The 17,366-nt window shown below is 53.0% G+C and carries 18 protein-coding genes; all 18 read left to right on the top strand.

The window, feature by feature from the left end; translation table 11 throughout:
* Positions 1-13 precede the first annotated feature (13 nt).
* Positions 14-679: a ParA family protein gene (locus LJ707_RS02175; protein ID WP_228949090.1), complete on the top strand. Its 666-nt coding sequence runs from the start codon at positions 14-16 to the stop codon at positions 677-679.
* Positions 630-977 (top strand): hypothetical protein, encoded by a 348-nt coding sequence (locus LJ707_RS02170; protein ID WP_228949089.1) that lies wholly within the window; start codon positions 630-632, stop codon positions 975-977. Before LJ707_RS02175 ends, LJ707_RS02170 begins: the two co-directional genes overlap by 50 nt.
* Complete coding sequence (locus LJ707_RS02165; RefSeq protein WP_228949088.1) at positions 974-1,255, top strand: hypothetical protein; 282 nt, start codon at positions 974-976, stop codon at positions 1,253-1,255. Before LJ707_RS02170 ends, LJ707_RS02165 begins: the two co-directional genes overlap by 4 nt.
* A gap of 2 nt (positions 1,256-1,257) precedes the next feature.
* A complete protein-coding gene (locus tag LJ707_RS02160; RefSeq protein ID WP_228949087.1) occupies positions 1,258-1,548 on the top strand; it encodes a DUF4134 family protein in 291 nt (96 codons plus the stop codon).
* Positions 1,549-1,743: 195 nt separating this feature from the next.
* Positions 1,744-2,049 (top strand): DUF4134 domain-containing protein, encoded by a 306-nt coding sequence (locus LJ707_RS02155; RefSeq protein WP_228949086.1) that lies wholly within the window; start codon positions 1,744-1,746, stop codon positions 2,047-2,049.
* A gap of 1 nt (position 2,050) precedes the next feature.
* Positions 2,051-2,338, top strand: coding sequence for a plasmid transfer protein (locus LJ707_RS02150; RefSeq protein WP_228949085.1), 288 nt, complete (start codon positions 2,051-2,053; stop codon positions 2,336-2,338).
* Positions 2,316-4,730, top strand: a complete 2,415-nt coding sequence (locus tag LJ707_RS02145; protein ID WP_228949084.1) for a TraG family conjugative transposon ATPase — start codon at positions 2,316-2,318, stop codon at positions 4,728-4,730. The genes LJ707_RS02150 and LJ707_RS02145 overlap by 23 nt, the downstream gene beginning before the upstream one ends.
* 5 nt (positions 4,731-4,735) lie before the next feature.
* A complete protein-coding gene (locus tag LJ707_RS02140; RefSeq protein ID WP_228949083.1) occupies positions 4,736-5,398 on the top strand; it encodes a hypothetical protein in 663 nt (220 codons plus the stop codon).
* Positions 5,395-6,060 (top strand): hypothetical protein, encoded by a 666-nt coding sequence (locus LJ707_RS02135; RefSeq protein WP_228949082.1) that lies wholly within the window; start codon positions 5,395-5,397, stop codon positions 6,058-6,060. Before LJ707_RS02140 ends, LJ707_RS02135 begins: the two co-directional genes overlap by 4 nt.
* Entirely contained in the window at positions 6,057-6,722 is a 666-nt protein-coding gene (locus tag LJ707_RS02130; protein WP_228949081.1) for a hypothetical protein, read from the top strand. Before LJ707_RS02135 ends, LJ707_RS02130 begins: the two co-directional genes overlap by 4 nt.
* Before the next feature lie 17 nt (positions 6,723-6,739).
* Positions 6,740-7,519 (top strand): hypothetical protein, encoded by a 780-nt coding sequence (locus tag LJ707_RS02125; protein ID WP_228949080.1) that lies wholly within the window; start codon positions 6,740-6,742, stop codon positions 7,517-7,519.
* Positions 7,519-8,661: a plasmid transfer protein gene (locus LJ707_RS02120; RefSeq protein ID WP_370632363.1), complete on the top strand. Its 1,143-nt coding sequence runs from the start codon at positions 7,519-7,521 to the stop codon at positions 8,659-8,661. The genes LJ707_RS02125 and LJ707_RS02120 overlap by 1 nt, the downstream gene beginning before the upstream one ends.
* Before the next feature lie 18 nt (positions 8,662-8,679).
* Positions 8,680-9,294 (top strand): conjugative transposon protein TraK, encoded by a 615-nt coding sequence (traK, locus tag LJ707_RS02115; RefSeq protein WP_228949079.1) that lies wholly within the window; start codon positions 8,680-8,682, stop codon positions 9,292-9,294.
* Positions 9,272-9,685 (top strand): hypothetical protein, encoded by a 414-nt coding sequence (locus LJ707_RS02110; RefSeq protein ID WP_228949078.1) that lies wholly within the window; start codon positions 9,272-9,274, stop codon positions 9,683-9,685. Before traK ends, LJ707_RS02110 begins: the two co-directional genes overlap by 23 nt.
* 9 nt (positions 9,686-9,694) lie before the next feature.
* Positions 9,695-10,843 carry a conjugative transposon protein TraM gene (gene traM / locus LJ707_RS02105; protein WP_228949077.1) on the top strand — a complete coding sequence of 383 codons (1,149 nt, stop codon included), beginning with the start codon at positions 9,695-9,697 and terminating at the stop codon, positions 10,841-10,843.
* 55 nt (positions 10,844-10,898) lie between these two features.
* Positions 10,899-11,684 carry a DUF4138 domain-containing protein gene (locus LJ707_RS02100; RefSeq protein WP_228949076.1) on the top strand — a complete coding sequence of 262 codons (786 nt, stop codon included), beginning with the start codon at positions 10,899-10,901 and terminating at the stop codon, positions 11,682-11,684.
* Positions 11,685-11,689: 5 nt separating this feature from the next.
* Positions 11,690-11,905 (top strand): hypothetical protein, encoded by a 216-nt coding sequence (locus tag LJ707_RS02095; protein WP_228949075.1) that lies wholly within the window; start codon positions 11,690-11,692, stop codon positions 11,903-11,905.
* A 2-nt stretch (positions 11,906-11,907) separates the two neighbouring features.
* Positions 11,908-17,361 (top strand): helicase-related protein, encoded by a 5,454-nt coding sequence (locus LJ707_RS02090; protein ID WP_228949074.1) that lies wholly within the window; start codon positions 11,908-11,910, stop codon positions 17,359-17,361.
* Positions 17,362-17,366 lie beyond the last annotated feature (5 nt).

Here is a 17,366-nt window from a genome sequence, read left to right as displayed (position 1 = left end):
ATTCCTATGAACTATGATAATAATAATCGGAAACCAAAAAGGCGGCGCGGGGAAAAGTACGCTTGCACTCGTGCTGGCTAATTACCTGACGCTGGAAAAAAGCTGTCCCGTCACCGTCATTGACATGGACTACCAGCAGTCGATCGCACAGAAATTCGAAAAGGCGAAGATCCTTGAAAATGCAGAACCCTATGACGTGGTTCCTGCCAACCTGGAGAGTTACCCCTACCTCAGGGGTTTGCTCGGTAAAAATGAAAAGGCTGTCGTACTCATCGACCTGCCCGGCAAACTGGATGATGACGGGCTGATCCCGGTCTTTAATTCCGCCGACCTGGTCATCTGCCCGTTCTCCTATGATGAATTCACCTTCCAGTCCACCGTGCTGTTTACGGTCGTGATGAAAAGGATCAATCCCCTTATCAGCATGGTGTTCGTCCCTAACCGTATCAAGTCGAATGCCCGCTACGAGATCATGCAGGAAGTGGATGAACAGCTTTCTAAATTTGGCCGGGTCACCCCGGTGCTTCCTGACAGGATCGACTTCCAGCGGGTCAGTACATTCTACACACCCGTCAGCCTGCAGCCTGTAATTAACCCCGTTCTTGAACAGATCTATACCGAGCACCTCTATGGAAAACATGAAATCACTGGCAGACCAGATACGGGAACAGCTGGTTAATCCGGCACCCGGTGAACCTGAACTTAAGCCGGACAGGAAGGCGAAAACGGAAAGAAAAACGAAACCGAAGGAACTGCCGCAGATCATTGCCGATATGCTTGCCTACGACAACAGCAATAATAAAAGCATGGTACACGCGCGCTTTGACGCAAAGACCGTTCGCACCATGAACCAGTTTAAGATGGCAACCGGCATTGAAGTAACACGCCTCGTGTCCTTTGCCGTCAAAAACCTGTTCGACACCTGTCCGGAACTGAAAGCCACGATCAAACAATTTATTCAAAACAACGACTTATGAACTGGATGAAATTTATACTCTGGCTGAGTGTGATATACCTGGCCTATTATGGCGCTGTCCTGCTTTGGGACTTTCTGCGCAGCGGGAAACTGCCCCCGGACGAAAAGTCCGAAATCATTTCCTTTGATGAAGATGCCGAACCTGCGCAGGAAATTTCCGCGCCACAGCCGGAAATATATGATGCATCGGTGCTCTCTTCCGGTGGGGTCAGTCTTAAACAGCTGTTCAGCCTGGCCCGAGAAGAGGCCATTGAATACATCCGCCCGGTAAGCTTCTGACCATGAAATTTTCGCTTACCCTGTTTGTCTGCCTGCTCGCACTGGGTGCAGCGGCGCAGCCGGGTATTTCGGAAATGCAGCAGGCGCGTGATGAACTCGCCGCGGATTACTTTTCGGCCTTTGATCTTTCACTTGTGCTGGCCACCATCCTGGGGCTTACCGGTGCAGTGAAGATCTATCACAACTGGCAGATGGGTAAACACCATATCGATGCCGACATTGCCGCCTGGTTCTACGCAGCATTTTTTATGTTACTCGCGGGCGCTTTTCTGAGTGCCCTGTTTGGCATCTGAAAGCCTGATAAGCATTCCGCTGTCCGGGGGCAGCGAAGAAATCCCTGATTAACTTTCCAGCACAGCAAACTGCTGTACGATATCCCTGACGGGTATTTGCCGGTGTATTTCGTGATCTGAACACCGGGTCTCTGCAACGGTAACCTCCCGGTTGCCCTTAAAAGGTCACTGCCTGATTTCTCATTCCCTTATTTAATGTTTAACAAAACGAAACAACTGTGGGCAGCAGCGATCCTCCTGGCCCTGTCGGTACCCGCCATGGCACAAAGCGGCGTTAACGGCCTGAACACGGCAACCTCAACGCTCAAAACCTATGTAGCTCCCGTAACCAACATCACGCTGGTGATCGGCGGTATCGTCGGTATTGTCGGTGCCATCCGCGTTTATTCCAAATGGAATTCCGGTGACCAGGACATCAACAAAGAGCTGATGGGCTGGGGCGGTTCCTGCGTATTCCTGGTGGTATCCGCACTGGTGATCAAAGCTTTCTTCGGCCTGTAATATGGCGAGGAAGTATCCTGTTTATAAGGGGCTGCAGAAGCCCCTTATATTCAAAGGCTTTAAAGGGAAATTCATCTACTGGGGCCTCGGCTTCCTGCTTGCGGGACTTGTACTCGGGGCACTCACCATGTCCCTTATCAATATGTGGCTCGGCGCACTTGTGCTGATCGGCTGCATTGTCGGCGGACTGCTTTTCACTGCCGGAAAGCAGAAAGGCGGACTCCACGCCAAAAGCCGCCTAACCGGCATCAATATCATCAATCACTATGGCCGTAAAAACACGCTTTGATATTCCCTATGCGGGCATAGACAAAAGCGGCGAATACGATCTGCTCATCGGCAAGAACGGGGAATGTTCGGTCGTTATCCGGATCATCAATCCCGTTATCCGCTATTCTGCATACCCGGCAGGCTATGACGAATTCCACAACCTGCTGCTCAACATCGTCAAGGTATTGGGCGACGGTTACCTTATCCAGAAACATGATATCGTCAGCCGTGCCGCCTGGAAAGCCGGGCAAAGCGGCGAATACCTGCAGCAAAAGTACAACCGGCACTTTGAAGGCCGGGAATGCCTGCGGGTCGAAACCTACCTCACCATTACCCGGCAGGTCAGAAAAGGGGCATTCTTCGTCTACGATGCTAAAGTACTGCGCGAATTCCGGCAGGCCGCGGGCAAGGTGCTTGGACTCCTGCCCGCTCCGGCCGTGCTGGACGAGGCCGGTATCAACAAACTGGTCATGCAGATACTGGGCCTGAATTTCAGCGGCGGCCCTATCAGCCTCGATAACCTGGCACCGGCAGATACGGAGATACGCAGCGGCGGCAAGGCCATCCGGAGTATCAGCCTGGTTAACATTGACAGCATAGACCTCCCGCCGGAAGTGGGCACACACATCGAACTGAACGATAAGGAAAGCATCCGGGGATTTCCGGTGGACTTTCTTTCCTTTCTCTTTAAGGTTCCCGGAACCGATGCGGTGGTCTATCACCAGGTGATCGAGATACCGAATCAAACGATGACCCTCCGGAAACTGGAGCAAAAGAAGAAGCGGCATTCCGGCATCCCGGATCCTGCCAACCAGTTATGCGTGGAAGATATCGATCTGCTGCTGACCGATGTAGCCAGGGAAAACCAGCTGCTGGTCAACTGCCACTTTAATATCCTTGTCGCTGCGCCCGCGGAGAACCTGCAAAAAGCCGCCAACTTTATTGAAAGTTCACTTTTTCAGCTGGGCATCATTCCCAGCAAAAATGCCTATAACCAGCTGGAACTCTTCCGCAGCAGCCTGCCCGGCAATGCGGTGGAACTCAAACCTTACGACTGGTTCCTGACCACCGCCGACGCCGCAGCCTGCTTTTTCTTTAAGGAATCGCTGCCAAGGGATGAGCCTTCAGATTTCCTGATCCGGTTTACCGACCGTCAGGGTGTTCCCGTCGGTATGGACCCGGCAGACCTGCCCATGCGGACAGGGCGCATCAACAACCGCAACAAATTCGTGCTCGGGCCCAGCGGATCCGGCAAAAGCTTTTTCATGAATGCGCTGATCGAACAGTACATGCTGTACAATATGGATATGGTCATCGTCGACACCGGGCATTCCTATTCCGGGCTTTGTTCCTATTACAACGGGAAATACATTACCTACACGGACAGGTCGCCCATCACGATGAACCCCTTCCGGATGACGGAAGAGGAATACAATATAGAGAAGAAGGACTTCCTATGTACGCTGATCGGCGTGGCCTGGAAAGGTGCCGAAGGCGCTTTCAGCCCGGTAGAGCGCGATGTGGTGGCTAACGTATTATCCGCCTATTACAGCAGGTTCTTTTCGGACGGCGGCGACCTGAAATTCGATACCTTTTATGAATTCGCACTGGTCAAAATTCCCGAGATCAAAGCCGAGGAAAAGATCCTGTTCGATTTCGATGAGTTCCGCTACGTGCTGAAAAAATTCTATAAGGGAGGCGAATTCGCGCCGATCCTTAACAAGGAAGCCGACAAGTCGCTCTTTACCGAAAAGTTTATCGTTTTTGAGATCGATTCGATCAAGGAGCACAAGATCCTCTTCCCGATCGTCACGCTCATCATCATGGATGTATTCATCCAGAAAATGCGCTACCGTTCCGACCGCCGCAAAACCCTGGTGGTCGAGGAAGCCTGGAAAGCGATCGCCAGCCCGCTGATGGCCGGCTACCTGCTGTATCTCTACAAAACTGTCCGCAAGTTCTGGGGCGAGGCCATCGTGGTAACCCAGGAGCTCGGCGACATCATCGGTAATGCCGTTGTCAAGGATAGTATCATCAGCAATTCGGATACCATCTGCCTGCTTGATCAAACCAAGTTCAGGGATAACTATAAGGAGATCGCCGCGCTGCTGTCCATCAGTGAAACCGAACGCCGGAAGATATTTACCATCAACCAGCTGGACAATACGGAAGGACGCGGCAGGTTCAAGGAGGTGTATATCCGGCGGGGTTCATCCGGTGAAGTTTACGGTGTCGAAGTTTCCCTCGAACAATACCTGACCTATACCACCGAGAAACCTGAAAAATCTGCTGTAGAAAGTTATACCGGCAGGTTCGGTTCCTACGCGGACGGGCTTGATGCCTTCGTTGCCGATTTCCGGCAGAGCGGGCTGTCCCTGCCGCAATTCATCCGAAACGTTAACCAACACTGAATACTATGAAATACCTTATTATTTTATTGCCCTGGCTGCTCGCCCGGGCCTGCTTTGCCCAGAAACTGGTGGTCGATCCCGCTGTTACCGGCGCTATCGCGGTCAATGCCGGCATCATTAACGGCCAGCTGAATACCACCAACAACCGCCTGGACCTGATCCAGAAAGGGCAGCTGGCCGTAAGCGGACAGCTGTTAATTGTCAATAATCTTCAGAGTAAGATCTATAACGGCTTAAGCCAGGTCGCCGCCGTGATCAGCAGCCTGAATACCATTAAGGAGATCGCCGAATGCGGCAGTGACATTGTCAGCGACGTGGAAAGTTCCGTGCGGATCGCACGGTCCAATCCGGTATTGCTGCTGTTCGCCGAACAGGGCGCCCGGGATTTTCAGACGCGTGCCTATATGCTGGCGGCAGACGTCAGCTCATTCGTGCTTAAAGGCGGTACAAATAACCTGATGGATTCCGGCGAACGCGGAAAGCTGCTTAATCACATCGCCGAAGAAATGCGCATCCTGCGCGGCATCGCCTATGGCATGAACCGCGCCATGTACTGGGCAAGGCTCAACGGTATCTTCCGGTCGCTCAACCCCTGGGCGGAATGGCAGAACACTGATGTCCGCATTGCCAATGATGTACTCAGTAACGCCAAATACCTGAAAAAATGAAAGCTTTATTCTTACTTATCGGCATTGCCCTGACCGGGCAGCATGTTTTGGCCCAGCGCAGCACGATCAATATCATCGGCATCCACCAGCTGGTCAATGAATCCGTTTCCGAGAACAAATTACAGGTGAAAGCCAGGAATGGGCAGGCGCTGACGACCGCAAACGAACAGGCCAACCTGACCCTGCTGGCCAAACTTAAAGGTGTTTACCGGACGATACAGCAACGGTACAACACGCTGGGTACCGCGATCGATGTCGCCCAGATCGGGATCTATGGTTCACCGATGGTCAGCAGGATCGTCAGCAATGAAAAAGAGATCGTGGAACTGGCCGAAAAAACACCGGCCCTTGCCGCGATCGGTTACCCGTCTGCTTTACAGTTCGCGGAAAAAGCCCGCAGCCTGATCACTTATATTGCCGGGCTTTCCCTTGCTGCCGGCGATATTAACCGGATGAAGCCTTCTGACCGGAAAATGCTTTTCGATTTTGTCCTGTCGGAACTCAGTACGATTCAGGAGCTCTCGGGAAACATGCTGGGCATGATGCAGTATTCGAACATGGCAGCATTACTGCGTGCGGCCAATCCTTTTCAGAACTTCATCGATGCTGACAAAAATATCGCGTCAGCGATCATTCAAAACGCCAGATACCTGAAACAATGAAAAAGCGCCTTTATCTACTGTTGCTGACCGGGTTTTTCGTTTCTGCCAGGGCGCAGGAATATGTGATCGATGTGCAGCATGCCATTGCCGTTACGGAGAACGGAGTTGTCCGGAGTTCAGCTGAATCGGCCCATGCCAGCTATCTCGGAAAGATCAACGATAACATCAATGACCTCAATACCAATGTCGGTTCCGTTATCCTTGCCCAAACCATGATCTACAATGCCTTGTCGAATGTCAATTCCGCACTGAAGAACGGTTTGGAAGTGAAGAACATGGCGGTCATCATCGCCGATATGACCGGGTATATCAACCAGGCACTGGCGATGGCGCGAACCGATCCTGCGCTGCTCGTTTTTGCGGGCCGCATGTCCGGAGAAATGAAAAGCCGGGCCCTTGCACTCGTTACCGACGTTTCCGGGTTTGTCCTCAAAGAGGGCAGCAACGTACTGGCCGACTATGCTGCCCGCGATGAACTGCTCCGCAGGGTGACCCGGGAACTGCAGATCCTGGACGGGCTGGCCTACGGTGCCTGGAAAGCGATGTTCTGGGCAAAAGAACGCGGCATCATCGCTTCGCTTAATCCCTTTGCTGCCTATGTCAGCCGTGACCGGGAACTGGTCGGTCGGATCATCAGTAACGCCAAATACCTGAAGCACTAAACTAAATTCAATTTAACATGAAAAAGACGATCTATCTTACGCTGGCCGCATTTTGCTGTGCGGCGTCCGGCATTGCCCAATCTTACGTGGTTGACAAAAATATCCGTTACCAGCAGGAACGGATGGTTTATAAACAATGGGATCAGAAAAAGTTCACCCCTACCCCCGGCTTTCTCGGACTGAATCCCTGGTACTGGCTGACCTGGGGGTTCTTTTATCCCAATTACCATAAAAACGATCTGCGCCCCCTGAGCGCGAACGGCCCCCAGAGCCAGCGCCTCGCATTGGTCGGCACGATGAACGGCATCGACAATAAGTACAAAAAAGAGTCGGATACCGTCCGGACGACCGCCGTTGCCGAGATCGCAGGGACGACCGGGCTGGTCACCGGGGCGGACCCGCTCTGGGCGCTCTACTACAGCCGCGAGTTCAAACCCGTACTGGAGCATTCCGCGGCAACTATCCTCGGCGGGCTGAGTCCGCAGGTCAGTGCAAGGCTGGTTTCAGAAGGCATGTACGACTGGTACCGGAATGAGCTGGACCGGCTGAAAGAGCGCATCGACGGCGCACATTCCGCAGACATGGAACGCGGCTCGCGGATCATGGCTTATTTCCGGCTGCTGAATGAATACCGCCGGCTGGCCGGTGTCTGGGCGATACGTACCGCTTCGGCGCAAATGACCCTTACTATGGAAAAACAACAGCAGCAATTACATAACCGTACGACATCCGCACCGGACTGGACACCGCAAACGGATATACAGATCGCCAGGCAAGTACTTCAGCACGTTCACTGATGAAAAAATTATTACTCTTCCTGCTGCTGTCATCCGGGATGACGGCGGCTTACGCGGACAACGGTACCGGCAAGACCCTGGAATATCTCCAGGGGGATGGTGTCTATGAGACCGGCGTGATGGTGTTCCTGAAAGGGCTGAAAGATTCCATATGGACGCATTTCGATCTTTTCATCGCTGACGCCAAAGCACTGGCGGCCATTTTTATGATCATTTTTTTTGCGATCCGCTCCTATGAAATGATGGTCGGCGACAAGAAAATGGAGATCATGCCGCTGCTGCGGCCCTTTGGCCTGGCGATGGTCATCTTGTGGTGGGGGATTTTTGTCAAGGTCATCGCCTTCCCCACCGACCTGGTTGCCAACCAGACGGAACAGATGTTCAAAAGCGAACAAACGGTCGTTAACAACCTTCGCCTTAACCGGTCCGAACTCATGCTGGCCGTTGCCAACTCGCTGTATACCTATCAGGCGCAGACAGAGGTCGCAGCGAAAGAAAGCGATACCTGGTACGGACAGGCCTGGGATGCCGTGACCAGCACCGTTAAACAGGGGATCAGCACCGTCGTATCGCCGCTGCTCGAACTGAAGAACCGGCTCACCGTCGGCATGCAGCTGCTGTTTACGCAGGCACTGGAACTGATGGGGATCTGGATACTTCGTCTTGCGGTCTACATCATCTTCATGCTGCAGATCATCTATTCATCCATTCTTATCATTCTCGGTCCCTTTGCCGTATCCGTGAGTATTCTCCCGGCTTTCCGCGACAGTTTCAGCACTTGGATCGCCCGTTTCGTTTCAGTCAACCTTTATTCAGGAATTGCCTACCTGATTATGTACCTCTGCGGCCTGATGCAGGAATATGCGCTGACCTCGGAGATCAGCAAATATAAAGAGCTTGTCGGCGAGAACGGGATGAGTGCCAATCTGGAAAAGATGGCCTGGTTCGCCGGTAATGGCGTGCTGTCCTTCGGCACCGTCATCATTGTTTTCCTGATCGGTGCCATCTGTATGTTCACGGTTCCGAGCATCTCCACCTGGATCATCTCCACTTCCGGCATCAGTTCGGCTGCCTCAACCTTCGGCCGCAGTGCAGGAACGGTAACCGGTGCAGCGCGTAAGGTCGCCGGCAGTTTCTTTTAACCCTAATCATCAGAACTTATGATCATCAAAAATATCGAAGCCAAGATCAGGCTGGCGATGTTTATTTCGGCGGGCAGCCTGCTCAGCGCATTAATCATTGTCGGCATCAACAGCTTTTACGCCTACCGGCTGGTCTCCAATGCACAGAAAAGTATTTATATACTGGACAAAAGTGTACCGATACTCGCCAGGCAGACAGACATGCAGATGAACCGGCCTGCGGAATACCGTGCACACGTGGACCTGTTTCATTCTCTGTTTTTCTCGCTGACGCCCGATGATAATTACATGGAATACCAGATGAAGAAAGCCATGTACCTCATCGATGAATCCGGGATGCAGCAGTACAATGACCTGAAGGAGAAAGGGTTCTTCAACTCGATACTATCCTCCAGTTCCGTGCTGACGCTGGAAACGGATTCCATTGCACTCGACATGCCGAAACATTATTTCCGGTACTACGGCAAGCTCAAAATCGACCGGCGCAGTTCTACCGTTGTCCGTTCGCTAATTACGGAAGGCTACCTGAAAGACATCCCCCGCAGCGATAATAACCCGCATGGTGTGCTCATCACCGGCTGGAAAACATTGGAAAATAAAGACCTCGAAGATGTGGAGAAAAATACATTCTGACCGCGATCCAAGGGATACGCTGTACAGTGAACTGCGCAAAGAGTTCCGGCCCTGGTTCGAAAAGCTGACCGGGGCTTGCAGGTCGCTGCTGTCCCGAAACCCGAAAGCCGCATATTCGGGGATGCTCATCCTGCTGCTGCTGTCGGCAGCGATTTCCTTTACGGTCTTCCGGCACCCCGATACCTCCGGGACTAAACAACCGGCTAAAGCTCCCGCCGTATTTTCCGATGGTTTCAGCCAGATCATGGCAACTGCCGGTAAACTCCGGGAGACCATCCGGCTGAAAAAGACGGTCGACAGTCTGACCTCCGGGAAGCAGCTGAATGCCGCAGACAGCCTGCTGCTTGACAGCGTGCTCAGCCGCCTGCAGCAGATTCAACAACTTAAATAACAGATCATCATGAACATCAACTTTAAACAGCCCAAGTATGTGCTGCCACTGCTTGCGCTGCCTTTCCTCTTCCTCTTTTTTTATGTCTGGCAGAGTACCTTCAGCAAACCGCCGGCTGAAGCGAAACAGCAGGCCGGCCTGAACGGCAGTGTCGGCAATGTTTCTGCAGTCGTGCGCAAAAAAGAGCTGGACGACAAACTGAATGCTTACCGGAATACCTACAAGGAAGCCGATGGCTATTCCGCCGTCAATGTGATCCCGAAGGAAGTCAGCAGTAATGCCAGCTTTAGGGATAGTTACACCGGCCGCGAAAAACGAATGCTCGATTCGATTGACCGGGCCATGAAAGCGAAATTCAATGCGCCGGCAACTGTAATAAAGGACAAGGCGATTGCCGCCAGGCTGAATGTCATGCCTCAACGGCAGCCGGTGAACCGGCCCCTGCCGCCTGTCAACCGGGAACGGGACCCGATGGATGTCTTTAAAATGCAGATGGCTTATATGGACAGCCTGAGCAGGGAGAACGACCCGGCCCTGAAAGCGGAAAAACAAAAACAACAGCATGCCGCGAAAATTGCACAGCTGAAAGCAGCGGAAAAGAAGCTGACCGTCAGCCGTGCGGACGAATTGCCAGCGGATTTCAACACGGTCAGGCCGCCTGCCGAAAACAAATTCATCACGGCCGTGATCGATGAGAACGTGACCGGCTATGCTGGCTCAAGGCTCCGCCTCCGTTTGCTGGAGGATATCCGCGCCGGCGGCTTCTCCATCCCGAAAGGCACTTTCCTGTTCGCCCAGATCAGCGGCTTTTCCGAACAGCGGGTGACTCTGTCGATCAGCACCATCCTGTCGGAAGGCCGGATCCTGCCCGTGAAACTTGACGTGTATGACCTTGATGGCCTGCCCGGGCTGTATGTGCCCTCATCCGCGTTCCGGGAATTCACCAAAGATCTGGGCAGCAACTCTGTTCAGGGTGTGACCATTGACGGGAATGCTACCGGGAGCCAGTTCCTGATGAGTTCCGTGGACAAACTGTTCCAGTCGACCTCTTCCGCCATTGCGGGGGTAATCCGCAAGAACAAGGCAAAAATGAAATACAATTCCTATATCTATCTCATCGATACGGACGCGCTGCAAAACACGCAGAAGTCCTACTGATCCGGCCTTTTTGGCCATTTCTGATCATCCGCTTAACATCATTAAAAACCCGACCATGAAAAAGTTTCTTTTTTACCTGGCCCTGCTGTGCCCGTATTTCCTGTACGCACAGCCGGCAATCAATATTTCCAAAAACCTCAACCTTCATTTTATATCACCAGAACGCATACAATACGTGGATATCTCTTCCAAAGACCTGACGGGAGATCTTCCCCTCAAAAACGTTTTCAGGCTCCGGCTCAAAGATTCCGTTTCAGGTTTTACCGGTGCCTTCGTCACCATCGCCGGCGAAAAATTTATTGCGGAATACCGCATCGTTCCGGGTGAAGCGGCGGGTAACACAGCGATCGAGATCAGCCCCGCAGATACCCGCCCGCTCGATATTTCCGGTATAGGTTTTTCAGAAAACGAGCTGAAGCGCATGGCGCTCGGCCTGATCTCGCGAAAACCCGAAAAAAGAATGGAAAAGGTAAAGGCATTCGGCCTGACCGGGCAGCTCAACCATGTTTACACCCTCGGAGATTATATTTTTCTCGACATCGGTTATAAAAATACCACCCGCCTGAGGTACGATATAGCGGATTTCCGTTTCCGCATAGACGACAAAAAAGTGAACAGGGCTTCCAATGTCCAGTCGTTCGAACTCAAACCCGAATTCGTGCTGTTCAGCACCCCCTCCTTCTCTAAAGCCTACCGGAATATTTTCGTCTTTAAGAAAATGAGTTTCCCGGGTAATAAAGTGCTGCTCGCTGAACTCAGCGAAAAGCAGCTATCAGGCCGCATCCTTACACTCAGAATATCCTGGCAGGATATACTCGATGCGGATTCACTCCCAAACTGACCCTTATGACAAACCTGACAGCCTACGACTACCTCAGGCTCGTGCTGGAGCAGGAATTCCTGGGGGTTTACCTGCGCTTTATCAATCTCGGCATCCTGCATTACGAACTCACCAATATCCAGGAGCTCTGCGCCCCGCTGCTCACCGGGCTGGATGAGGACGATAGATACCTCCGGTACGAAGTGATCGGAACCATCGCGGATTATTTACAGGAGGAATAGCTATGGCATTTAACAGCAGTAAAAAACTGGCTGATAATCTATCGGCCATCAGCATCGCGCTGAATTATATCGGGCAGCAACTTTCTCCTGAAGAGATCGCTGCACTTCAGAATTATGCGGGGTTCGGCGGCATCAAAGCGGTATTATTTCCCCCCGGAACCGAAGCCGAATGGCAGGCTTACGATATCTCACAGGCAGACCTCAAAATGCGGCCCGGCATTATGCAGCTGCATGAACTGCTGGAAGGCAAACTGTCGTCGGCAGACTACAAAAGGGCCTACCACGCTATGATCAGCAGTACGGCTACCGCTTTTTATACACCGGAGATCATACCCCATGCGATCTATGGTGCACTGGCAGACCATGCCGTTTTCCCGCGCAGGCTTTACGAACCGAGTGCCGGGGCAGGTGTTTTTATAACCGCGGCGCTGCGGGCATTCCCGGAGATCGAAAGTATCATCGCGGTGGAAAAGGATGTCCTGACCGGCCGCATACTTGCGACACTGGCACAGGCACTCAGTCCGAAGATCAGCGTACAGATCAAAGGCCTTGAAGAAACCGGCCCCCATGAGAAAGGGATGTCCGACCTGGTGATCAGCAATATCCCGTTCGGCAACTTTTCGGTGCATGACCCTGCTTACGGCGGCAGCGGCATCACCTCCCGCATACACAACTATTTCTTTGCCAAAGGCCTGGAGAAACTGGCCGACGGAGGTTTGCTGGCTTATCTCGTAACCGACGGGTTCCTCAACACGCCGGCCAATGACGCCGCGCGTAAATATCTTTTTACCTCAGCCGACCTGGTGAGCCTGGCCGCATTACCGGCCAACCTGATGAAAGAGAATGCGAATGTGGAAGTGGGTACCCATCTGCTGATCGTACAGAAAAATGACGGCAAGGAGGCACTCAGCGAAGCGGAGGCGCTGCTGATCGCGACCATTGACAGATCAGGCCCCAAAGGTGCCTATCACCTGAATGCCTACCTGGCCGAAAATGCCGGCCTGATGCTTGGAGACGAAGTGCTGGAAGATACCAACGCTTACGGGCAGCCCTCGCTGATGACCTGGCAGAACGGCGATATGAACGACATTGCGAACGCCCTGCGTTCTGAGATAGCCGCCGGGCTTTCAAAGAACTTTAACTATGAAAAATGGCAGTCCATCCGTTTTCAGCAGGAACAGGCTGCCGGGCGCAGGTTTACTTTTCTCCCTGTGCCGGAAGTATCGGCTGAAGCGGCGACCGGGCAGCTCGGATTGTTCGATACGGTACCTGCCGAAAATAACAATAAGGCGGCATCCTACCTGGATGAACCGGACAGGGCGACCGTGGACGCGGCAACCGCCAGGCTGATCAGTACGGTCCGGACAACCGCACGCCCGGCACATGACAGCATTGTGATGCTGACGGCGAGGGCCAGACAGAACGGGCGCTATCTGTACAAACTGTTCAGCAATGTGGCCGAAGTTTCCGTGCCTGCCCGCTGGATGAACGGCATGACGCTCGGCAATGAACTGGATAAGCTGTCCGGCAAACTGAAGTACTTTGCTTACGATTTCCGGTACGAAGGCGACACCAGCCTCGAAGCCGCATTCAGGATCATGCCCGACAGGCCGAAGGCTTTTACTGACCTGCGCTCGTTTTACGAAAAAGACACACTGGTCATCTTGGATGGGAAGGCCGGGCTGATCGGCCAGCCGGGGAATGGCGAAGCGGCCTTCACGCCGCTGGACTCGCAGGAAAACCTGCCGTTCTACCGGGCTTATGTGCCGCTGCGGGATACCTACCTGGAACTATTCCGTTCTGAAGCAGAAAACCGCATCGCTTTTCCGGAAATGCGCGGGGCGCTGAACCGCCTGTATCGTGCCTTCACCGAAAAGCATGGCTTACTGAATAAACCGCAAAACAGGGCGCGCATCGCGGCCGACCTGGCCTTCGGCTTCAAAATGCTGGCATCCCTCGAACGGAAGAGCGGGGAAAAGTTCGTGCCGTCCGATATATTCCGGGAACCGGTATTTCCGCCGGCGAAACGGGAGCAGATCGACGACCCTGCCGATGCGCTCGCGCGCTGCCTTAACGAAACCGGCCGTGTGGATATCGACCGGATCGGGCAGCTGACAGGGCTTAATCACGATGATGTGATCTACCGCCTCGAAAAGCAGATACTCTTCGACCCGGAGAAAGACCGCTGGGAAACTACCGACGGTTATTTATCAGGCAACGTTGTTGCCAAACTGCGGGCCGCTGAACGCTATGCAGCTGCAGACCCGGAAAATTTCCAGCTCCTGCGCAGCCTGACCGCTATACGCCGGGTCCAGCCGCAGCATATTCCTTTTGAACTGCTGGACTTTAACCTCGGTGAACGCTGGCTGCCCATTCATTACTATGAGGCATTTGCCAGTGACCTGTTCCAGGTGGATACGGAGATCCATTATTTCCCGTCGGTCGATACGTTCAAGGTAAATTACAGTAAAGGCAACACGACCACGGATACTGAATTCGCGGTGGTTCCGAAGCAAAGCGACAGGATCACCGGGAAAACCCTGCTGGAGCATGCCCTGGAAAACACCACGCCGAATATTACTTATCCGGTAGAATACGAAAAGGGTAAGATCAAACGGGTACCGGATACCGAAGCGATTCAAAATGCCCACCGCAAGATTGAAATGATCCGCAGCCGCTACAACGAATGGCTGAAGGAACTGCCCGCAGCGGATAAGCAGCACATCGAAAAACTATACAACGAGACCTTCAACTGTTACGTGCTCCGGGAATATAACGGCAGCCACCTGACCTTTCCGGGGCTCGACCTGAAAGCGCTGAAGATACCGGGCCTTTACGATTCGCAAAAAGATGCTGCCTGGCGTATCATCCAGAACCGTGGTGCGCTGATCGATCATGAGGTCGGGCTTGGCAAAACGCTGACCATGATCGTTGCCGCAATGGAAATGAAAAGACTCGGCCTGATCCATAAACCGATGATCCTTGCCCTGAAAGCCAACGTGAGCGCCATCCGGGATACCTTCCGGACAGCTTATCCCAATGCGAAGATCCTGGCACCCGGCGAAAATGATTACCTGCCATCTCGCAGGCAGCGCCTGTTCCATGAGATCAAAAACAATAACTGGGATTGCGTTATCCTGACCCACGACCAGTTCGGGATGATCCCGCAGTCGCCGGAGATACAGCGGGAAATCTTCCGGACGGAACTTGACAATATCAGCCGTGACCTGGCAACGCTCGCGACACTCGGCACCACCATTAACCGGGCCATGCTCAAGGGCCTGGAAATACGCAAGAATAACCTGCAGGTGCAGCTCAACGCGGTGAGCCATGCGATCGATACGCGCAAAGATACCGGTATCAACTTTCAGGAAATGGAGGTCGACCACCTGTTTATCGATGAATCACATAAATTTAAGAACCTGACCTTTACCACCCGGCATAACCGGGTGGCTGGGCTCGGAAATATCGCCGGAAGTCAGAAAGCACTCAATATGCTTTTTGCGGTGCGGACGCTGCAGGATAAATTCCGGTCAGATCTGTGTGTCACTTTTCTTTCCGGGACACCGATCTCTAACAGCCTGACCGAGATGTACCTCATCTTCAAATATCTGCGCCCTAATGAAATGGAGCGGCAGCGGATCAGCAACTTTGATGCCTGGGCGGCAGTTTATGCCCGCAAAACGGTTGATTTCGAGTTCAGCGTCACGAACGAGATCAGGGCAAAAGAAAGGTTCCGCTACTTCATCAAAGTGCCGGAACTCGCCCGGTTCTATAACGAGATCACCGATTACAAAACGGCCAGACATATCAGTCTGGATAAGCCGCAGATCGATGAGGTGCTGGTCAATATTCCGCCGACAAGCAGCCAGAAGGTGTTCACCAAACTGCTGATGCTTTTTGCCAAAACCGGCGATGCCACCCTGATCGGTCGGGAACCGCTGACCAAAAGCGAGGACATCGGTCGTATGCTGATCGCGACCAATTATGCCAAAAAAATGGCGGTCGATATGCGCCTGATCAATGCGGATGAATACGGCGACGACCCCGGGAACAAGGTCAGTATCTGCGCCAGCAATGTGGCGCGCGAATACCGTGACAGCATGGAGCACCGCGGTACGCAGATCATCTTCAGTGATATCGGCACCCCTAAGCCGGACGGCTTCAACGTCTATGATGCACTCCGCGATAAGCTGGTCAGCGACTTCGATATCCCCGCAGCAGAGGTCACCTTCATCCATGACTGGACGGATAAACGCAAACCGGAACTGTTCGCCAGAATGAACGCCGGCCAGATCCGTATTCTGATCGGCAGTACCGAAAAAGCCGGAACCGGCCTGAATGTTCAGCAGCGTGTGGTTGCCATGCACCACCTGGATATTCCCTGGAAACCCTCCGAACTGGAGCAACGGGATGGCCGCGGCGCAAGGCAGGGCAACTGGCTGGCCAAACTGCTTTCCGGTAACAGGGTGCGCAATTACATCTACGCCGTAGAACAGTCGCTGGACAACTACAAGTTCAATCTCCTGAAGAACAAGCAGACCTTCATCAGCCAGATGAAAAACTCTGAACTGAGCAAACGCATCATCGACGAAGGTGCGATGGATGAACAAAGCGGGATGAACTTTTCAGAGTATATCGCCATTCTTTCCGGCGATACCTCACTGCTCGAAAAGACCAAAGCCGAAAAAAAGGTTACTGAGCTGGAAGGTTACCGCTCATCCCACTTTAAAGATGTTGCCCGCAGCCGTTACCTGCTGGAGGATAAGGAAAAGCAAAGAGCCGATACCGTTTCCATGCTGGCGAAACTGGAGAAGGATGAAGCCGCCTATAACAAGGCGCTTCGCCTCGATGACAAGGGTAACAAGCTGAACCCGGTAAGTTTACCCGGCCGGAAGGAAACCGAACCGGCGGACATCGGCAAATACTTTATTGCCATCTACAGGAAGTGGCGGCCGGAAAACCCGCAGCAGCAGGAACATAAACTCGGAGAACTGTATGGCTTTGACCTAAAAGTAAAAAGAGAAATGGCCTGGGTACAAACCGATCAGGGCAGCAAATATGAGCACGTCGCCGGCCTCTTCGCCGAGAGCCGGGAGACCGGGATCAGATACATGCGCAGCAACGGTGCCCCGAATACGGATAACCCGAAAACCGCTGCACGGTATTTCCTGCAGGCCATCGATCATGTCGGTTCGCTGGTAGTAAAGTACCGTGATAAGCTGGATAAGCTTGACAAAGAGATTCCCGAAATCAGGGCGCTGACCGAAAAGCCCTTCACGCAGGAAAAAGAACTGGCTGACATGAAGCTGGAACTTGCCCGCCTGGAAGACGAGATCACACGTAAGATCCGGGAAAATGAAGAACAGGCCGGCAACGACGTGATCCGCATGAATCCTGACCAAAATGATGATGAGGAGGAGCAGGATCTGAACTACGGCGGCCTGAAACGCTGAGCACC

Source organism: Mucilaginibacter sp. UR6-1, assembly GCF_020880975.1.
Classification (GTDB): domain Bacteria; phylum Bacteroidota; class Bacteroidia; order Sphingobacteriales; family Sphingobacteriaceae; genus Mucilaginibacter.
This window is presented reverse-complemented; position numbering and strand designations above follow the sequence as displayed.